The sequence below is a fragment of the Paraburkholderia haematera genome, assembly GCF_905220975.1.
GTDB lineage: Bacteria > Pseudomonadota > Gammaproteobacteria > Burkholderiales > Burkholderiaceae > Paraburkholderia > Paraburkholderia haematera.
The window spans coordinates 21,789-41,104 of the sequence record NZ_CAJNBK010000023.1 but is presented as its reverse complement, the minus strand read 5'-3'; the positions used below and the strand labels follow the sequence as shown (position 1 = coordinate 41,104).

The following is a 19,316-nucleotide window of genomic DNA, read 5'->3' as shown; positions in this document are numbered from 1 at the left end:
GGTCACTCAGGACACAAGCAGCAGCTTGCCGCTGAACACCACCGGACCCGTAGGCGCATTGTGATCGGGCGAGCCGCCCGGTGCCTCGATCGAGACCGCGAGCGCGTCGTAGTTTTCCGGTTTCTGCTGACCGGCCGTGACCTTGCCGCTTGCGCTATCCGGCAGCATGCCAAGCGACACCGGATGGCCATTGGCCGGAATACCCCATAGCTCCATTGCGCGGCCGGCCGGCAAATCCACCTTGCCGAGCGGATGCAGCGTCATGGTGGCGTGAGCTTCGTCCCACGCGACCAGCATGACCGGATGCGTTTCCTTGTCGTTGAGCACCGCGACATGCGAAACGGCCGTTTCCGGCTGTTGCGCGACGGTCGGCGCCGAGGCAGGCGTCACACCGGACGGCAGCAGCGAGCGTACGGCGACCACCACGGCGACCGCGGCGAACCCGGTCACGCCGATCGCCCAGCCTCGCCAGAACGCGAGGTTCTCGAAGATGCTGCCGGACGGACGTGCGGGTTTTTCGACCACGGTGCGCGGCCGTGCCGCCTCACGTGCCACCTCACGTGCCGAGCTCAGGCCGAGCCGCCGCTCGATCGCGTCCCACACGGCGGCCGGCGGCATGTGCGGTTCCGCGAGTTCGGCCAACGGCGAGATTCGCCGCTGCCATTCTTCGATAGCCCGACGAATCACCGGATCGTGGTCCGCGTACCGTTGAAAGCGGCGCCGCGCGCCACCGCGCAGCGTGCCGAGCACATACTCGGCGGCCAGCATATCGACCAGCTGAGGATAGCGATGGAGATTCATCACTCGCCTCCCAGGCAGGCTTTCAGCTTGACAAGGCCGCGCCGGATCCAGGATTTGATGGTGCCGAGCGGCACTGCCAGCACTTCGGCGATCTCGCTATGGCTTTGGTCGCGCAGGTAGGCGAGCGCAACCGCCTGACGCTGCGCCGGTTCCAGCTGCTGCATGCAGCCGGCCAGCAGACGTGCCTGCAGGCTGACCGCAGTCAGTGCTTCGGGATCCGGATCGCCGCTTGCCACAAGATCGTCCAACGCATCGCCCCATTCTGTTTCCTGCGTGCTTACCCGCCGCAGGTGATCGAGAGCACGGTTCCTGACGATCGCCGACATCCACGTCATCGGGGCGGACAGTGCCCGGCGATAGTCGCCGGCAAAGCGCCAGATGTTGACGAAGCTGTCCTGCAATACTTCTTCTGCCCACTCGTGCCTGTTCAATATACGGAGCGCGAGGCCAAACAGTTTCGGAGCGGCGAGATCATATAGCTCTCGCAGTGCCGCGGCGTCCTGTTTGGCCACGCGTTCGAGCAACTCGGCGAGGGTTTCCGGCGTCAGCTCTCGAGGATTGGCGGTCATGGACGATGGTGTGGTGGGCGTGCGGGCCTATGTTACTCAACACCCCAGCGCAACACCAGCGGATCGAGCTTCCGTGCAATTTTCAGCAATCCTGCGCGCGTGGCCGGATGCATGGACGGCAACGGATGACGCACCGCGTCCGATCGAATCACACCGCCTTCTTTCATCAAAGCCTTGCACGACGCGAGGCCGCCCTGACGGTTTTCGTAGTTGATGAGCGGGAGCCATTCCTGATAGTGGGCGGCGGCCGCTTCGGCGTCGCCCGCCGCATAGGCGTCGACGATCAACCGGATGCCGTCCGGGTAACCGCCGCCGGTCATCGAACCGGTTGCGCCCGCATCGAGATCGGCCATCAACGTGATCGCTTCTTCGCCATCCCAGGGACCCACCACGGCGTCGCCGCCCAATTCGATCAGCTCGCGCAGTTTGTTCGCTGCCTGCGGCACTTCGATCTTGAAGTACGAAACGTTCTGCAGTTCACGCGCCATGCGTGCAAGAAACGGCGCGGACAATGCTGTGCCGCTGACCGGCGCGTCCTGGATCATGATCGGAATCCCGATTGCATCGGACACCGTGCGGTAGAACTCATAGATGCCGCGCTCGCCGATGCGGATCGTCGCGCCGTGATACGGCGGCATGATCATCACCATCGCGGCACCCGCGGCTTGCGCGCTGCGGCTGCGTTCGGCGCACAGGTGCGAGCTGAAGTGCGTGGTCGTGACAATCACCGGCACGCGGCCGGCCACGTGTTCGAGCACCAGGTGCATCAGCGTGCTGCGTTCGTCGTCGGACAGCGCGAACTGCTCTGAGAAGTTCGCCAGAATGCACAGGCCGTTGGAACCCGCGTCGATCATGAAATCGATGCAGCGTTTCTGGCCTTCCAGGTCGAGCCGGCCGGCCTCGTCGAAGATGGTCGGCGCGACGGGGAACACGCCGCGCATTGGAGCTGGGTTGTGTGTAGAGGTCATGGTGATTGATGGGCGTTGTGCCGAGGTGAGGTGATGACGCAATAAGGCGTGGGTTGTTGGATGTCTCCGCCGTTGACTATACGGCGGCGTGCGTGGCGGGTATATTGAATAGTTTCCATCTTGTGATCGCTTTTACGACTCACCTCGTGGATGCACGGTACGCCATGAAAGACACCCTGAACGTCCTGCTGTCGAGATTGCGCATGAAGCAACTGCAATTGCTGATCGCGCTCGACGACCACACGTCGCTGCACAAGGCAGCCGGCGCGATGTCGATGACGCAATCGGCTGCCAGCAAAGCGTTACAGGAGCTGGAGTCGATGTTCGAGGCGCCGCTCTTCGAGCGCTCGAAGAGCGGCATGATTCCGAACCAGTTCGGCCACTGCGTGATCCGCTACGCGCGGCTCCTGGCAACGGACCTTGCCGCGTTGTGCGAGGACGTGGCTGAGATTCGCTCGGGGCGCGGCGGGCGTCTGGCGATCGGGGCGATCATGGGCGCGATTCCCGAGTGCGTGGTGCCGGCGCTGAACGAACTGCATGCCGGGCAGCCGGGCCTGTCGATCGAAGTGGTGGAAGACACGAGCGCGCGCATGTTGCTGCAACTCGACGAAGGCCGGCTCGATCTGGTGATCGGCCGGGCGGCGGTCGCCGCCGATCCCTCGAAATATCACTATCGTCCGCTTGGGGACGAGCCCTTATCCGTGGTGGTGGGGTATGGACATCCGCCATTGCTCAGGAAGGAAGTGAAACTGCACGACCTGGTTGGCCACCGCTGGGTGATGTATCCGTCGCATATGCCATTGCACGCGTTGCTCGAACGGGAGATGGATCTGGCGGGGCTCGACATGCCGGACAACCCGATCTCGACCGCCTCCACCTTCGTGACAGTTGCGTTACTGCAAAGCAGTGCCGATCTTGTGTCACTCTTACCGACCGCCATCGCAACCTTGTTCGTGCGGCAGAAAATGTTGCGTTTCGTGCCGGTCAAACTGAAATCGCCGTCGCAAACTTTCGGTATTGTGACGCGCAAGGGCGGCGTGCTGCCGCCGGCGGCCGAGCAATTCATCGGGTTATTGCGTGGAAGCAAGGAGAGGCTGGAGATGCAGTTGGAGAATCAGGGGGCGCGAAAGCAAAAAACCGCCTGAAGCAGCGGTTTTTCGACTCACGAAAGACGTTCAATATCTCACGCCAATCGGCACTCCGCCATGTCTTGCGATGGGGTGTTGCGACGGCGACACTCTCGGGTAAATCCGAACCGATTGCACCCTCCCTTTCCGAGCTACACTTGATTGAAGGTGCGCCAGAATCAAGAGCAGGGCGCACGCTCGGGGAGAGCAACCATGAATCGGCCACTGGTTCGGTTACCGCTTCGCGCGACAGGCACGGCGCCCGTCAGGAAGTGGCTCAAATGGGGCCTGGCTGCGGCATTTCTGCTTGCGCTGGCTTTGGCGGCCCGCTTTATTCAGGTCGAGATCGAAACGTCTCGACTGCAGGCGCGCTATCTCTCCGAACTCACGCGCGACGTGGGTTTTGCCGTCGACGACGGTCCAAGTCATTCCATCCGGTTTCCTCAAACAGACAAAGGCCCCTACGACAGCCGCCTCGGCTACGCGTTGCTGCCTTCGTTCCAGCAGCGATTGCTCCAACGCGGGTTTGAAATCAGCGCCCAGGCGCGCGATTCCGAACGAATGCTGTGGCTGGCCGATAACGGTCTATTCATTCCCTACGCCGAAAAAGATCAGGCGGGACTACAACTTTTCGACGGTACGGGTACGCCGCTCTTTGGTGCACAGTATCCGGGCCGCGTTTATGACAGCTTCGATTCAATCCCGCCGCTTGTCGCCAATTCGCTGCTGTTTATCGAAGACCGCTATCTGCTCGATCCGGATCAGCCGAACCGCAATCCGGCGATCGACTGGGGGCGCTTTAGCCGCGCGCTAGTCGATCAGGGGGCGCGCGTGTTCAACAAACATCAGTCGACGCCGGGCGGCAGCACGCTCGCTACGCAGATCGAGAAGTTCCGTCACTCGGCGGGTGGGCGCACGGCAACGCCGCCGGAGAAATTGCGGCAAATCGCATCGGCCTCGGTGCGCGCCTATCTGAATGGTCCGCAGACCATGCCCGCGCGCCAGCAGATCGTTGTTCACTATCTCAACTCGGTGCCGCTTGCCGCGCAGCCGGGCATCGGCGAAATCAACGGGATCGGCGACGGTCTGGCCGCCTGGTATGGCCGCGATTTCAACGACGTCAACCGCATTCTCAACGCGCCCTCGACAGAAGAGAATCTTGCCGGGCAGGGCGTCGCGTTTCGCCAGGTACTTTCGCTGATGATCGCGCAGCGCGCGCCGTCGTATTTTCTGCATCACGGCTATGCCGAACTCGAACGTTTGACGGATAGCTATTTACGGTTATTGGCGAATGGCGGTGTCATCACGATTGGGCTGCGTGATGCCGCGTTGTCCGCACAAGTGGATCTGCACCACGCATCGAACAATACGCAGAACGCGGACTCGTTCGTATCGCGCAAGGCCGTGACGTCAATGCGCTCGCATCTGCTGGCGGCGCTCGGCATTCCGAGTTTCTACGAACTCGACCGGCTCGACCTGCAGGCGACAGGCACGCTCAACAACGCCGTGCAGCAGGCCGTGAGTGAACGCCTCGCCGCCGCAGCGACGAAAGACGGCGCCAAAGCCGCCGGGATCGTTGGCTATGAAATGCTGCGCCCCGCCGACGATCCGTCGCGAATCGCCTATAGCTTCACGCTGTTCGAACGGCGTGACGGCGCGAACCTTGTGCGGGTGCAAACCGATAGCGTCAACCAGCCATTCGATATCAACTCCGGCGCGCGGCTCAATCTCGGTTCGACCGCGAAAATGCGTACGGTCGTGACGTATTTGCAGATCATCTCCGACCTGCATGCGCGTTATGCCCCGCTGAGTACAGCGGAGCTCAAAGCCGTGAAGCCCGATCCGAACGATCAGCTTACGCGCTGGGCGCTCGACTATCTGGCGCATACCTCGGACCGCTCGCTGCAAGCCATGCTCGATGCGTCCGTGGAACGCAAATACTCGGCGAGTCCGGGCGAGACGTTTTACACGGGCGGCGGCGCGCAGAGCTTCAACAACTTCGACTCCGACGACAACAGCCGCATTCTCACCGTGCACCGCGCATTCCAGCATTCGGTGAACCTGGTATTCGTGCGGTTAATGCGCGACATCGTCCACTATGAGATGGTGCAGACCACCGGATCGTCGTCGCAATGGTTGGGCGATCCGGCGATTCGCAAGATGTATCTCACGCGTTTCGCCGATCAGGAAAGCCGTGTGTATATGAATCGTTTCTATACGAAGTACCACGGTAAAACGCCTGAGCAGCAACTGGCCTTGCTGCTGCTCGGCGTGCGCAAATCGCCGCCTAAGGTGGCGACCGTGTTGCGCAGTGTCGCGCCGGACGAATCGAATGCGTGGTTCAACGCGAAGATGCGTGCCGCGTTGAAGAACACGCCGGCCGCCTCTATCCTGGACGATGAGGATCTGGCGAATCTGTATGACAAATATGCGATCGACCGCTTCAATCTGAACGATCGCGGCTACATTTCGAGCGTGCATCCGCTGGAGCTGTGGACCCTCGACTATCTGCGCGCCCATCCCGATGCAACGCTCGATCAGATGCAAAATGCGAGCCGCGAAGTGCGTCTGTCGACTTATTCGTGGCTCTTCAAGACCCGCTATCACGCCACCCAGGATCGCCGCATCAAACGGATGGTCGAATTGCGCGCATACGATGCGATCGGCAAATCGTGGCAGGCGCTCGGCTATCCATTCGCGACGCTCACGCCGTCGTATGCGGCGGCGATTGGCGCGTCCGGCGACCGACCGGCTGCACTCGCGCAACTGATCGGTGTGATTGCCAACGACGGCAACAAGGTGCCGACAGAAAGCCTCACGCAACTCGACTTCGCGAAAAACACGCCGTACGAAACGCACTTCCAGCGTGCGGCGGTGGCACCGCAGCAGCAGTTGTCGCCGGAGATCGCCGGGGTGGTCAGAATGTTGTTGCGTGACGTGGTACTGGGCGGCACGGCCAAGCGTCTCGCACAAGGCATGACGTTCCCGGACGGTCAAACACTCGAGATCTACGGCAAGACCGGCACCGGCGATCAGCGCTTCAATGTGTGGGCCAAAGGCGCGCGCCTGATCGAGTCGCGCAAGGTGAACCGCAGTGCAACGTTCGTGTTTGTGATGGGAGACCGCTTCTACGGCACGCTGACCGCCTGGGTGCATGAGCCGTATGCAGCCCATTACGAGTTCACGAGTGCGCTCTCGGTGCAGTTGCTGAAAACGCTTGCGCCGGTGTTGCAACCGTTGCTGGAAAATCCGCCTGCCAAAACCGCTTCCGTATCGAAGGTGGCCGCGCAATAAATGCCGACGTCTAGTATCCCGCGTCCGTCGCCGGTTTAAGAAAAAGCTCGTGCACGGGCGCGAAATGCGCGTACAACGGCAGAATCGCCCCACCCATTGCCCGCGCATCGGCGCCAATGGTGCCTTCCAGTAGTTGCGGACGCACCATGCCTTCCCATTCAAAGCGGTCGAGCACGCGCTCGGTCCGGCGGATGATTTCGCGGACCAGTTGCCGGTCGAGTTCACCGTCGATCACCACCGCTTCCAGGTCGAGCAAGGCCGCCGCATTGGTCAACGCACTGGCGATCGCCGGGCACGCGGTGTCGAGCCATTGCTCGGTCAGCCGCCACAGTTCCGGGGACAACGCGCGATGGTCGTGCGCCGCGGCAGGCGGCGTTCCCGCATCGCTCAACAGCCGTTCCAGAACGAAACCCGATGCTGCGTGCAACAGTTGCTGCGCGGGTTTGCGGGCGCTGCCGTCCTTCAGCGGGATCGAGCCGACTGCGCCGGCGTTGTCGTGCGGTCCGGCATGCAAGCGTCCGTCGATCACCAGACCGCCGCCGATAAATGTCCCGACGAACAGGTACAGAAAGTTGTGAATCCCGCGGCCCTGGCCCATGACGAGTTCGGCCGCGCAGGCGGCGGTGGTGTCCTTGGCGAATTCGACGGGCAAGCCTGTCATCGTCGCGATGCGGCTGCGCAAGTCGATCTCGTGCCACGCCTCCAGCGCTTCCTGCGGCGCGCCCAGGAAGTCGCGCCAGCCGCCGAGCCACAACGGCGCCGCCACGCCCACGCCAACCACTTTGCTCGCCTTCGCGCCGAGTGTCTGATTCACGCGCGCCAGTTTGCTTTCGAGCGCGGGGAATAGCGTGCGCGGATCGGGATAGGCATAGTCGAATACATCGCGGCACACGACGTGGCCCGCGAAATCCATCGCCAGCACGTCGAGACTGCGGCGCCCCACCTTGATGCCGATGGTGTACGCGCCGTCGGCACGCAACGCGATCGGCACAGACGGTTGACCGATGCGGCCGCGCACGCGCGCCTGCTTCTCGAGCAGGCCGTCGTCGATCAGACGGTCGACGATCATCGACACCGTCTGCATCGACAGACGCGTGAGACGGCCCACCTCGGCTTTCGGCAGCGGCCCATGCAAACGGATCGTCTGCAGGACGATGCGCTCGTTGAACTGCCGCATGCCGACCTGATTGGAGCCGACCGTACGTTTAAGGGGCGAACGGGCGCCGGTAGTTTCCATTGTCGTGTGCCCCTCAGCGGGATGCAATCATCATGCAATGGCCTTGACGTCCGCTGTCTTCGCTCCCGTCATGATTGCCACGGCCTCCGACATGTGGATGTCTTTGGTGTTGACGACTGCCGCGCGCCGGCCGAGCCGCTGGATATGAATGCGGTCTGCAACTTCGAACACGTGCGGCATGTTGTGGCTGATCAGGATCACCGGCAGGCCGCGCTCGCGCACGCGGCGGATCAGTTCGAGCACCATGTTGCCTTCCTTCACGCCGAGCGCCGCCGTGGGTTCGTCGAGAATCACCACATGCCGCGCGAACGCGGCGCTGCGCGCGACCGCCACGCCTTGACGCTGGCCGCCGGATAAGGTTTCGACCGCCTGGCGCATCGAACGGATGCCGATTTGCAGATCCTTCATATGCGCGGTGGCTTCGTCGAGCATGCGGCGCTTGTCGATCATCTTGAAGATCGAGCCGCGCCAGCCCGGTTTGACGAGCTCACGGGCGAGAAACAGGTTTTCGGCAATGCTCATGGCGGGCGCCACCGCGAGTTCCTGGTAGACGGTTTCGATACCTTGAGCGCGTGCATCCAAAGGGCTGCGGAATTTGACCGGCTTGCCGTCGAGCAGGATTTCGCCTTCATCGGGCACGGTGGCGCCAGAAAGCGCCTTGATCAACGACGACTTGCCCGCGCCGTTATCGCCGATCACGGCGAGAATCTCGCCGGGCAGCACTTCGAAATCGCAGCCGTCGAGCGCGGTGACGTTGCCATAGCGTTTGACGAGTCCGCGCGCCTGCAGAACGGGCATGACGGTTGAAGCGGAAGTAGGTGTCGACATGACAGGTTCCTTTTGGGCGTTCAACCGCGACGATGGGAAAGTTTGTCCGCGGCAACCGCGAGAATCACGAGCATGCCGGTGATCAATACCTGGTAGACCGAAGAGACGCCAATCAGCGTGAGGCCATTGCGAAACACGCCGACAATCAGCGCGCCGAGCAGTGTTCCGGTAATCGAACCACGCCCGCCAAACAGACTCGTGCCGCCCAACACCACCGCGGTAATGCTGTCGAGGTTCTCGGTTTGCCCTGCCTGCGGATCGCCCACACCGGTGCGCGACACCGACAACAGCGCGGCGATCCCGTAGATCGCACCGGCCAGCGAATACACAGTGAGCAAGATCTTCTGCGACGAGAGCCCCATTAGCCGCGCGGCTTCGGGGTTATTGCCGAGCGCATACAGATGCCGGCCGGGTACCGTGTCGCGCAAGACGAACCATGTCGCCACGTACATCAGCAGTGTGAGCACCGTGCCGTAGGTGACGTCGGCGGGGCCGAGTTTGAACGTATTGCCGAGAAACATGATTGCGTCCGGCAGATTCGAGACGCTCTCCGCGTTCGAGTAGATCTGCGTGAGCGCGAACGCGATGTTCAGCGTACCGAGCGTGACGATAAAGGCCGGCAACTTGATCCGGGTGATCAGCACGCCATTGAGCGCGCCGAACAGCGTACTCGCGGCGACGCCGCACAGAATCGCGAGAACGGGTGGCACGCCGAGCGTGACCGCGAATTTGGTCATGATGATCGAGCCGAACGCCATCACCATTCCGCACGACAGATCGATCCCGCCTGTCAGCACGATCAGCGTCTGGCCGATGGCGATGACGGCGACCACCATCGTCTGCTGCAGGATCAACGAGAGGTTCTGGAACGACAGGAACCGGTCGCTCTGTGAAATGAAGAAGCCGCAGGCCAGCAGAAGGGCGATCAGCGGTCCGATTTCAGCGAGCGAGGGCAAGCGGTCGGTGAAGGGGCGCGAATGGCCCACGGGCGCGGAAGGGGTCGACATGATAGGTGTCCTCGATGCATGTACGTGGCGGGCTGGCCACGTGGTAAGTACGGAGGCCCGGCGGAGCGGGCCTCCGTTCAGTGCGCGTTACTTGTTGCCCCAGCAGTTGTCGAGGCCGAACTTCGTGTCCTTGCTATCGACGCCGGACATCGGCTTGTCGGTAACCAGCGTCACGCCCGTATCCTGATAGCCGGAGACCTTCTTGCCGGTCTTCGCGTAGTCGACGCCTGCCGTCACGCCGAGCGCGGCCATCTTCAACGGGTATTGCTGCGAGGTCGCGGCAATCGCGCCGGCCTTCACGTTGCGTACGCCTTCGCAGCCGCCGTCGATGGAAACGATCATCACGCTCTTATCCTTGCCAGCCGCTTTGAGCGCGCGATACGCGCCAGCGGCGGCCGGTTCGTTGATCGTGTAGACCACGTTGATATCCGGCGATTTCTGCAGGCAGTTTTCCATCGCCGTCTGGCCCTTCGACTGATCGCCGCGGGTGTCCTGGCTGCAGACGATAGACGGATCGCCTTCCTTCACGCCGAAGCCTTCCAGGAAGCCGTTATGGCGCAGCACGCCGACCGATACGCCAGGAGCTAGGTCGAGCGTGGCGATTTTCGCGGGCTTGCCGTTCATGGCGGCTTTCGCGTACTTGCCGATCAGCACGCCGGCCTTGAAGTTGTCGGTGGCGAAGAGGGCGTCCGTGGCATCTTGCGGATCGGTCGGCGTGTCGAGCGCGACCACCATCACACCGGCGGCGCGCGCCTTCTTGATGCTCGGCACAATCGCTTTGGTATCGCTAGGCGTAATCAGAATCGCTTTCGCGCCGGCGGTCATCATGTTTTCAATGGCGGTCACCTGGCTCGCGTTGTCGCCATCGAACTTGCCCGCGGCGGTGATCAGCCTGGCGCCGTCTTTCGAGGCAGCCGCTTCGGCGCCCTGTTTCATCTTCACGAAGAACGGATTGGTGTCCGTCTTGGTGATGAGGCCGACGACAGGCTGGTCGGCCGCCTGGCTCGCGCTCGCACACCACACCGCCGATGCCGCGACGCACATCGAGACGATTTTCCTGGCGACAGGATGCCTGCGGGAATTCTGATTCATGGGACGCTCCTCCGGTTATTGGCAACGACGTTGTGAACTGCTGGCGATGGCGCACGCGAATGCCGCGCGCTTGCCACCTGTTTGCAATCTGGCTCTGGAACCCGAAGCGATTGCGGTGCGGTCCGAAGTTGGCCGCTTAAATCACTTGAGTTGATTTAGTACAGCAGGCGCGCGGACGCCCGTCAAGAAAACGATCGCGGAGTAAATTAGCGTGCCGAAGCGAAAGATAAGGCTGTGGCCCTTACGGGGTGGGGCTTTGCGGGCGTGGTGCGATGCAAGATCGAGCGCCGGAGCTTGGGGAAAGTCCTGGCTCGCTTGAAAGCGAATTGAAATCAGTAAGTGGTTTTTCGCGACGGTATGGGCTGTCGTCGCGAAGGTTTTCAGTGGCGGCTGAACGTGACGACTCTCACGGCGACGGCCGCAAACCCGATCGATGCGGCGAGACTCACAATGAGCGTGCCTGAAGCTGCCTACCTGCGCGGCGCGAGTGCTTGACGCCTGGTTTCGAGGTGGGTGACGACTCGTTGCAAGGTGCGCTCAGCCGGCCCCGGCGTCTGCACGAACTTGCAGCCGATTACGAAGCGCCGGTCGCCCTTCGGAGTGGTCAATTGCCGTGGGGCGACGATTTCCAGATCGAGCCGAAGCGTGCCGAAGCTGCCGAGTTGCAGCATAACGTCGCGCAGTACGGTGCCGCTATCAAGCGAGCCGAAGCGCTCATCGGCGGTTTTCAACGCCACGCCGCCCAATGAGAGATCCTGCAGTTCCAGGCGGAACGAACCGCCGTCCACATACGGCCCGCTAGCGAGGTACGGATCGAGCACGGGCGTTTGTACCCGGAAGAATTCGCGGCGTTGAACGTAGTACAGGACCGGAGGGAAAGATGCCTCGAAAGCCGGGCGCCCTTCAAATGTGATCGGATTCGCGTCAAGCGTCGTGAACTCCGTGTGAATGCCGCCTGGCAAGCTGCGGAAGATCAACCGGCGCGCGGATGGAAGCGCGTAATTGTCGTCCGCCGTACTGCCGGCGTCGAAGATAAAGCGCGCATTGCGCGAATCGACGTCGAGCACTTGCGTCACGATCTGGCGGCCGTTGAATTCCACCGTCACGAAGTCCTGTCCAGCCATCAGTTTGCGCAGGCAAACGGCGATTTGCAGGGGATGGCGCTGCGCGAAAGTCGAGTCTGCGTCGGTGGCCTGTTCGGCGGCATCGGTGTCCAGCAGAAGATCGGCGATCATTTGAGTATCCATGCGTGTTATGGCCTTGGCCCGGCCGGTTGGGGGAGCGCAAGCGGCATGTGGGTCATGCCGGCGCTCTGCCTTTCCCTGTTTGATTGCAGGGACCGTGCCAACTGCATGGATAGACTGAGCGAAGCGGTGTTTTTTCAGTGGAACCGCTTGATACGGGCGTTTGCTGGCGTTTGCGGGCGGTGGCCCGGGAGAGGGGGGGGCCGTACCCAGGGTTCGCTACGTAACGTCCTCGACGCTGTTACGGCCACATCACCCCGGACGAGGCGCGCCAGTCGAGGCACGCACAACCAGTTTCGGCGCCGAGGAAATTCGCATCGGCACGCTTGCCGCAGGCGGGCGACCCGCTTGTCCATACGACGACTCGATCAGTTCGCGCAACAGCGATACCGCGAGGCCGGCGACTTCGACGGTCGGTACGGCGACGGTCGTCAGCGCGGGCCGCGATTCGCGCGCCAGTTGAATATCGGTAATGCCGATCACGGACAGATCGCCCGGCACGTTCAAACCGAGATCGGCAGCGGCGTGCATCGCGCCGAGCGCCGGCAGATCGTTGGTCGCGAAGATCGCGGTGAGTTTCGGGTTGGCTTCCAGCAGTGCGCGCGCCGCGCTGTAGCCGCCTTGTATCGTATCGGGCGCGTGCTTGACCCGGCCTTTCGGCGTTCCGGCCGCACGTAACGCATCGACAAACCCCTCATAGCGGGTCGCATGAATACCGGAGGCCTTGCTGCCGACAATCGCGCCGATCCGCCGATGGCCGAGCGCCAGCAGATGGGCGCCGGCCAATTCGCCGGCCAGACGAAAATCGACCGCAACGCAGGGTAGCCCCGGCGGCTCATTGGGCCGTTCCCACATGCACAGCACCACGGGCGTGCCGCGCGATTCGGTCGTATGAAGGTCCGTAAAATCGAGGTTTGCATTCGTCACGAGGACGCCCTCGGAAAGCGTCCCCGCGATCTGGTCGAGATAGGCCCGCCCGGTCAAAGGATCTTCGTTAGTATTGCAGATGATCACGAAATGGCCGCTGCCGCGCGCCGCGTGTTCGACGGCAAGCGCGAACTCCGGATAGAAGGGATTGGCAATGCTCGACACCATCAACGCCAGCGTCGGTGCGCGGCCTTCGGCAAGTGCGCGAGCGGCGAGATGCGGACGGTAGCCGAGCGCGTCGACGGCATCCAGCACGCGCTGCCGGGTGGTCGCGCCGACCCGCCCGCGATTGCGCAGCACGTTCGATACCGTGGCAGGGGTGACACCGGCGTGACGCGCAACTTCGCTGAGTGTGGGCATGGCTTGTCAATATTTGGGATGGCTGTTCGACATTTGCATCGCAGCCCAAGGCGCGGCACCATTTGCCGCACAGATAAAACGATATCGGAGACAGGCAAGGCCCAGCGATCGCACGCGATCGATTTTTTTCGGCCTTACTGGTTAAGCGCTTAATCTCCGACGTCGAGCCGATTAAATCACGGAGTCGATGCGATGGCGAGCATTTCGTTGAGAGGCGTGCAGAAGGCGTATGGCGACGGCGCGCTGGTGATCCGCGATGTCGATCTGGAGATCGGCGAGAACGAGTTCTGTGTGTTTCTCGGTCCGTCCGGCTGCGGCAAATCCACCTTGCTGCGGATGATCGCCGGCCTCGAAGACGTGACCGACGGCGACCTGTCGATCGCCGGCCGTCTCGTCAACGACGTGCCGGCGGCGCAGCGCGGTGTGGCGATGGTGTTCCAGAGCTATGCGCTGTTTCCGCATATGACCGTGTTCGAGAACATGGCATTCGGTCTCAAGCTCGCTAAAACCCCGAAAGAAGAAATCGACCGCAAGGTGCGGGAAGCCGCGCGCATCCTGCAACTGGAGGCGTTGCTCGAGCGCCGGCCGAAGGCACTGTCCGGCGGCCAGCGGCAGCGCGTGGCGATCGGCCGTGCCATCGTGCGCGAGCCCGGCGTGTTTCTGTTCGACGAACCCCTTTCCAATCTCGACGCGACGCTGCGCGGCCAGACCCGCATCGAAATCGCGCGACTGCATAAGCAGTTCGCCAAAGCCAGCGTCGTGTACGTCACGCACGACCAGATCGAAGCGATGACGCTCGCCGACAAGATCGTGTTGCTGCACGCGGGCAAGGATACCGAGCGCTACGGCAGCATTGCGCAGATCGGCGCGCCGCTCGAGTTGTATCACCGTCCGAGGAGCCGCTTCGTCGCCGGTTTCATCGGTTCGCCGCGCATGAATTTTTTGCCGGGGCGGGTGGCGTCGATCGATTCGCACGGCGTGATCGTGACGCTCGATCACACCGATGAAAACGTGTGTGTGCCCGTCAGCGGCGATGGGCTCAAGGTGTCGCAACCCGTCACGCTCGGCGTGCGCCCGGAACACATGGAATTTATCGGTGCGGCAAATTCTGAAAATGCACAGGATGCCGTATTAAACCGCACCGTGTCGCTCGTCGAACAACTCGGCGAGCACAGCTATGTTCACCTCGATCAGCCCGGCGGCGGCGCGCTGATCGCCAAGGCGCCGGGCGACACACGCCTCGCTTCCGGCGACCGCGCGAATTTGCGCGTGCCTGGCCGCGCTTGCCATTTGTTTACCGAAGACGGTTTCGCCGCCGCTTCGCTCGAATCCGTCGAACACTACGCATAGAGGACATTCGGATGCGCCTTGGAGTCTGTTATTACCCGGAACACTGGCCGGAGTCGATGTGGGAAGACGACGCTCGCCGGATGAAAGCACTCGGCATCGAGCAGGTGCGAATCGCCGAATTTGCGTGGAGCCGGATCGAGCCAACGCCGGGCGAATATGCCTGGGGCTGGCTGGATCGCGCGATCGACGTACTCGGCGCGGCCGGCCTTCAGGTCGTCATGTGTACGCCGACGGCAACGCCACCCAAGTGGCTGATCGACCGTCATCCAGACATTCTGCCGATTGGCGCGGACGGCCGTCCGCGCGCCTTCGGCTCACGCCGTCATTACGATTTTTCATCGCCCTCGTATTTCGCCGCATCGCAGCGGATCTGCACGGCGGTTGCCGAGCGTTACGGCCAGCATCCGGCCGTCGCGTACTGGCAAACCGATAACGAATTCGGTTGTCATCACACGGTGGTCAGCTATTCACCGGCGGCAGTAGGGCGCTTTCGGGAGTGGCTCAAGGCGCGCTATCAAACCATCGATGCACTGAACCGTGCGTGGGGCACGGTGTTCTGGAGCATGGAATATCGCAGCTTCGAAGAGATCGACGCGCCGGTGGCGACCGTTACCGAGGCGCATCCGTCGCACCGGCTCGATTACCGGCGCTTCGCCTCCGACGAGGTGGCACGCTACAACCGCATGCAGGTCGAAATCATCCGCGCGCATTCGCCGGGGCGACCGGTCGCGCACAACTTCATGCAGCTCTTCACCGAGTTCGATCACTACAAGGTGGCGGCCGATCTCGATGTCGCGGCGTGGGACAGCTATCCGCTCGGCGCGCTCGAAGAGCAGTGGTTTGCGCCTGAGGTGAAGGCGCGCTGGTTGCGCAGCGGGCATCCCGACTTTGCGTCGTTCAATCATGACGTCTACCGTGGCATGTCGAAGCTGCCGTTCTGGGTGATGGAGCAGCAGCCCGGTCCGGTGAACTGGGCGCAGTGGAATCCCGCGCCGCTGTCCGGCATGGTGCGGCTGTGGAGTTGGGAGGCGTTCGCGCATGGAGCGGGTTGTGTGTCGTATTTCCGCTGGCGCCAGGCGCCGTTCGCGCAGGAGCAGATGCACGCGGGCCTGAATACGCCCGATAACCGGCTCGATGTTGGCGGCAATGAAGCCGCGCAGGTCGCCGACGAGATTCGCGCGGTGCTCGCCGCGAACGCCGACGCCGAAGCCGCAATTCGTTCGAAGGTCGCGCTCGTCTACGACTACGAAGCGAAATGGCTCTTCGAGATTCATCCGCAGGGGGCGGACTTTCACTATCCGCGCTTCGCATTCGAGTACTACTCAGCGTTGCGTGCGCTTGGATTGGATGTCGATATCGTGCCGGTCGATGCGCCACTCGACGGTTATCGTCTGATCGTCGTGCCACCGTTGCCGGTCGTGCCTGCCGATTTCGCCGCGCGGCTTGCAAGCTCGGGCGCGCAAGTCGTTGTCGGTCCGCGCACCGGATCGAAGACTCAGGATGTACAGATTCCGGCGAACTTGCCTCCGGGTGCGCTTGCTTCGGTGCTGCCGATGCGTGTGTGGCGCGTTGAATCGATGCGGCCGAATGTGACCGAACGCGTGCTGCCGGTGGACGACAAGGACGCGACCGTCGAAGACGGCGTCGCGCGTCACTGGCGCGATTTCATTGAAGGAAACGGCGACAGCGATGCCACGGACGCTCGTCTCGACGTGCGAGCCCGTTTCGCTGACGGCCATCCCGCGTACGTGAAAAGCGGCGCGTTTCATTACCTCGCGAGCCTGTTCGACGATGCGTTTACCGTCCGTCTGTTCTCGCGAATCGCCGCGGAAGCGGGCGTCGACACGATGCCGCTCGGCGACAGCGTGCGAGTCAGCCGTCGTGGTGCGCTGACCTACGTGTTCAACTACGGCGATCAGACGCACACGCTTTGCGATGTCGCCGACGATGCCTTTGTAATCGGTTCACGCGCGATCGAACCGCAAGGTGTGGCCGTCTATCGATCGAGAAAATGATCTGAAGTGCTGAACGAGAGATTCCATGCAGTAACGACAACGACGCAAAATCAAGGGATAAAGGAGACAGCAACATGGCACTGAAACCTCGCAGGATTCTGCTGGCGTTAACGCTAGCGCTGGCCGCGGCGGCCGCAGGGACATCCGTCGTCAGCACGGCGCAGGCCGGCACCCTCGCGGTCAACATCGCGTTCAAGGGCGCGAGTCAACGCGCCGTCTGGCAGTCGATCATCGACGACTTCAAGAAAACGCATCCCGGCACCGACGTGAAGGTGTCTTTCGTCGACGAAGAAGCGTACAAGGTCCAGTTGCCCGGTTGGCTCTCCACCGTCGCGCCCGATATCGTCAACTGGCATGACGGCGAACGCATGGCGTATTACGCGCAGCGCGGCCTGTTCGACGATCTGAGCGGCGACTGGGCGAAGAACGGCTGGAACGACATGTATGCGTCGACGAAGGAAGCGTCGTCGTATAAGGGCAAGCAGTACGCCGCACCGACCGTGTATTACTCGTGGGGCATGTTCTATCGCAAGGATCTGTTCCAGAAGGCCGGCATTACCGGCGAACCGAAAACGTGGGACCAGTTTCTCGACGACTGCAAGAAGCTGAAAGCGGCAGGCATTACGCCGATCGCAGTAGCAGGCCGTGATTCGTGGACGTTGGCCGGCTGGTTCGATTATCTCGACCTGCGCCTGAACGGCAACGCATTCCATCAGAAACTGATGGCGGGCGATATCGCGTACACCGATCCGCGCGTGAAGAAGGTCTACACGACGTGGAAACAACTGATCGATGCGGGCTATTTCATCGACAATTCGCTTTCCTACGATCTGGATGCCGTGCAGCCGTTCCTGTTCCAGGGCAAGGCCGCGATGATGCTGATGGGCACCTTCATCACTGGAGGTTTCCCGCCGAACGTCAAGCCGGAAATGGGCTACTTCCAGTTCCCGATCATCGACGCGAACGTGCCGACCGCCGAAGACGGCCCGGTCGAATCGCTGCATATTCCGTCAAAGGCGAAGAACAAGGCGGATGCCCATGCTTTCCTCGCGTTCGTGCAGACACCGGAAAATGGCGCGAAGCTGGCGGCCGGGCTCGGCTCGCTGTCGGCGAACAGCAAGTCGCCTGAGCCTGAGGATCCGATCTCGAAGATCGGCTTCCAGATTCTCGCGAATACGAAGGGCGGCATTGCGCAGTTCTACGATCGCGACATGACGAAGGAAATGGCCGACGAAGGCATGAAGGGGATGCAGCAATTCGTCTCCGATCCTTCGAAGCTCGACGACGTGCTCGCGCAACTCGAGCAGACGCGCAAGCGGATCTATAAGAAATGAGCGGTAGCGGCCCGAGGTTGGGCCGCTACGCGTTGCATCGGATCCGCAATTATCTTGCATGGGACCAGAGTAAGTGCTTTGCATGGGACCGGAGTAACGCACTGAAGTGCGAACTCCGGTCGACAGCTAAAGCGCTAACTCTGGTCGACAGGAGAATGATCGTGTCGCACTCTGTCACCCGTCACACTGTCGGCGGTCCTGCCGAATCCGGCAGTCCTGGCTTGCCAGGGTCGGGCATACCGGCTTCGGGCGGCGCAATGCGCGGCGGGCCGGCTCGCGTGGCGCGCCGCCGCCCACCATCGCCGACCGCGCGCCGGCAGCGCCGAGCCGCCTTTCTGTTTCTCGCGCCGGCCTGCGTGATGGTGGCGATTTACGTCGTATGGCCGATCATCTCGACCATCCGCCTGAGCTTTTTCAACTGGGACGGGATGACCGACCCCGCTTTTGTCGGCCTCGCAAACTATGTCGAGCTTTTCCATACGCCGACGTTCTACACGGCGTTGAAGAACAACCTCATCTGGTTGCTGCTGTTCCTGCTTGCGCCGCCGATGGGGCTCGCCGTCGCGCTCTATCTGAATCAGGCGGTGGCTGGCATCCGCATCGTCAAATCGCTGTTCTTCGCGCCATTTGTTTTATCGGGTGTTGTGGTTGGCCTGATCTTCTCGTGGTTCTACGACCCCACCTTCGGTTTGCTCGCCATGATGCTCGGGCACGGCGTGCCGGTACTCGGTGATCCTCGATACGCCACCCTCGGGATCGTGTTCGCCGCGCTGTGGCCACAAACCGCGTATTGCATGATTCTCTACCTGACCGGCCTGACCTCGCTGAACGCCGAACAGATCGAAGCCGCGCGGATGGAAGGCGCGCGAGGCTGGTCGATGCTGTGGCACGTCATCCTGCCGCAACTGCGGCCGACCACGTTCATGGCGATCGTCGTCACGGTGATCGGCGCGCTGCGCAGCTTCGATCTGATTTCGGTGATGACGAGCGGCGGACCATTCGAAAGTTCGACCGTGCTCGCGTATTACATGTACGACCAGGCGATCAAGTATTACCGCATCGGCTATTCCGCGGCGGTGGCCGTCGTGCTGTTCGGAATCATGCTGGTGTACATCGTCTATCACCTGCGCCGCATGCTGCGCACCGAGCAATAAGGAGCCGGG

At 62.2% G+C, this 19,316-nt stretch carries 15 protein-coding genes; 6 read left to right on the top strand and 9 right to left on the bottom strand.

All coding sequences use genetic code 11. The annotated features are described in order from the left end of the window. Nucleotides 1–6: 6 nt before the first annotated feature. Genes KHO23_RS27945 through KHO23_RS27935 form a run of 3 tightly spaced genes read right to left on the bottom strand, consistent with a single transcriptional unit; the run spans nucleotide 7 to nucleotide 2,338 of the window. Nucleotides 7–801, bottom strand: a complete 795-nt coding sequence (locus KHO23_RS27945) for an anti-sigma factor (protein ID WP_211615209.1) — start codon at nucleotides 799–801, stop codon at nucleotides 7–9. After that, nucleotides 801–1,370, bottom strand: coding sequence for an RNA polymerase sigma factor (locus tag KHO23_RS27940; RefSeq protein ID WP_211615207.1), 570 nt, complete (start codon nucleotides 1,368–1,370; stop codon nucleotides 801–803). The genes KHO23_RS27945 and KHO23_RS27940 overlap by 1 nt, the downstream gene beginning before the upstream one ends. Nucleotides 1,371–1,402: 32 nt before the next feature. Then, on the bottom strand, nucleotides 1,403–2,338 hold the full coding sequence (locus KHO23_RS27935) for a dihydrodipicolinate synthase family protein (RefSeq protein ID WP_211615205.1): 936 nt from the start codon (nucleotides 2,336–2,338) through the stop codon (nucleotides 1,403–1,405). 164 nt (nucleotides 2,339–2,502) lie between these two features. Between KHO23_RS27935 and KHO23_RS27930 the strand changes: the two genes are divergently transcribed. Both KHO23_RS27930 and KHO23_RS27925 read left to right on the top strand, forming a co-directional pair. Continuing rightward, the gene (locus KHO23_RS27930) at nucleotides 2,503–3,483 is read left to right on the top strand and encodes a LysR family transcriptional regulator (protein WP_211615203.1); all 981 of its coding nucleotides are present in this window, start codon (nucleotides 2,503–2,505) and stop codon (nucleotides 3,481–3,483) included. 195 nt (nucleotides 3,484–3,678) lie between these two features. After that, nucleotides 3,679–6,759, top strand: coding sequence for a transglycosylase domain-containing protein (locus KHO23_RS27925; RefSeq protein ID WP_211615201.1), 3,081 nt, complete (start codon nucleotides 3,679–3,681; stop codon nucleotides 6,757–6,759). Between the two features lie 10 nt (nucleotides 6,760–6,769). On the opposite strand, the gene KHO23_RS27920 is transcribed toward KHO23_RS27925, so the two are convergent. The 6 genes from KHO23_RS27920 to KHO23_RS27895 form a co-directional block, all read right to left on the bottom strand. After that, nucleotides 6,770–7,996, bottom strand: a complete 1,227-nt coding sequence (locus KHO23_RS27920; protein WP_211615199.1) for an ROK family transcriptional regulator — start codon at nucleotides 7,994–7,996, stop codon at nucleotides 6,770–6,772. A 30-nt stretch (nucleotides 7,997–8,026) separates the two neighbouring features. Then, the gene (locus KHO23_RS27915; protein WP_211615197.1) at nucleotides 8,027–8,824 is read right to left on the bottom strand and encodes an ATP-binding cassette domain-containing protein; all 798 of its coding nucleotides are present in this window, start codon (nucleotides 8,822–8,824) and stop codon (nucleotides 8,027–8,029) included. Nucleotides 8,825–8,844: 20 nt separating this feature from the next. Beyond that, nucleotides 8,845–9,831 (bottom strand): ABC transporter permease, encoded by a 987-nt coding sequence (locus tag KHO23_RS27910; protein ID WP_211615195.1) that lies wholly within the window; start codon nucleotides 9,829–9,831, stop codon nucleotides 8,845–8,847. A gap of 87 nt (nucleotides 9,832–9,918) precedes the next feature. After that, entirely contained in the window at nucleotides 9,919–10,923 is a 1,005-nt protein-coding gene (locus KHO23_RS27905) for a sugar ABC transporter substrate-binding protein (protein ID WP_211615193.1), read from the bottom strand. Nucleotides 10,924–11,393: 470 nt separating this feature from the next. After that, nucleotides 11,394–12,158, bottom strand: a complete 765-nt coding sequence (locus KHO23_RS27900) for a flagellar brake protein (protein ID WP_211615191.1) — start codon at nucleotides 12,156–12,158, stop codon at nucleotides 11,394–11,396. A 261-nt stretch (nucleotides 12,159–12,419) separates the two neighbouring features. After that, nucleotides 12,420–13,454 carry a LacI family DNA-binding transcriptional regulator gene (locus KHO23_RS27895; protein ID WP_211615189.1) on the bottom strand — a complete coding sequence of 345 codons (1,035 nt, stop codon included), beginning with the start codon at nucleotides 13,452–13,454 and terminating at the stop codon, nucleotides 12,420–12,422. Between the two features lie 192 nt (nucleotides 13,455–13,646). Here KHO23_RS27895 and KHO23_RS27890 point away from each other — a divergent pair, with 192 nt between their 5' ends. The 4 genes from KHO23_RS27890 to KHO23_RS27875 all read left to right on the top strand — a co-directional run bounded on the left by KHO23_RS27890 (nucleotide 13,647) and on the right by KHO23_RS27875 (nucleotide 19,307). Further along, nucleotides 13,647–14,804, top strand: coding sequence for an ABC transporter ATP-binding protein (locus tag KHO23_RS27890; protein ID WP_211615187.1), 1,158 nt, complete (start codon nucleotides 13,647–13,649; stop codon nucleotides 14,802–14,804). A gap of 11 nt (nucleotides 14,805–14,815) precedes the next feature. Beyond that, nucleotides 14,816–16,819: a beta-galactosidase gene (locus tag KHO23_RS27885; protein ID WP_211615185.1), complete on the top strand. Its 2,004-nt coding sequence runs from the start codon at nucleotides 14,816–14,818 to the stop codon at nucleotides 16,817–16,819. A gap of 74 nt (nucleotides 16,820–16,893) precedes the next feature. Beyond that, nucleotides 16,894–18,153 (top strand): ABC transporter substrate-binding protein, encoded by a 1,260-nt coding sequence (locus KHO23_RS27880; RefSeq protein ID WP_211615183.1) that lies wholly within the window; start codon nucleotides 16,894–16,896, stop codon nucleotides 18,151–18,153. A 155-nt stretch (nucleotides 18,154–18,308) separates the two neighbouring features. Next, on the top strand, nucleotides 18,309–19,307 hold the full coding sequence (locus KHO23_RS27875; RefSeq protein WP_211615181.1) for a carbohydrate ABC transporter permease: 999 nt from the start codon (nucleotides 18,309–18,311) through the stop codon (nucleotides 19,305–19,307). The last annotated feature ends 9 nt before the right edge of the window (nucleotides 19,308–19,316 follow it).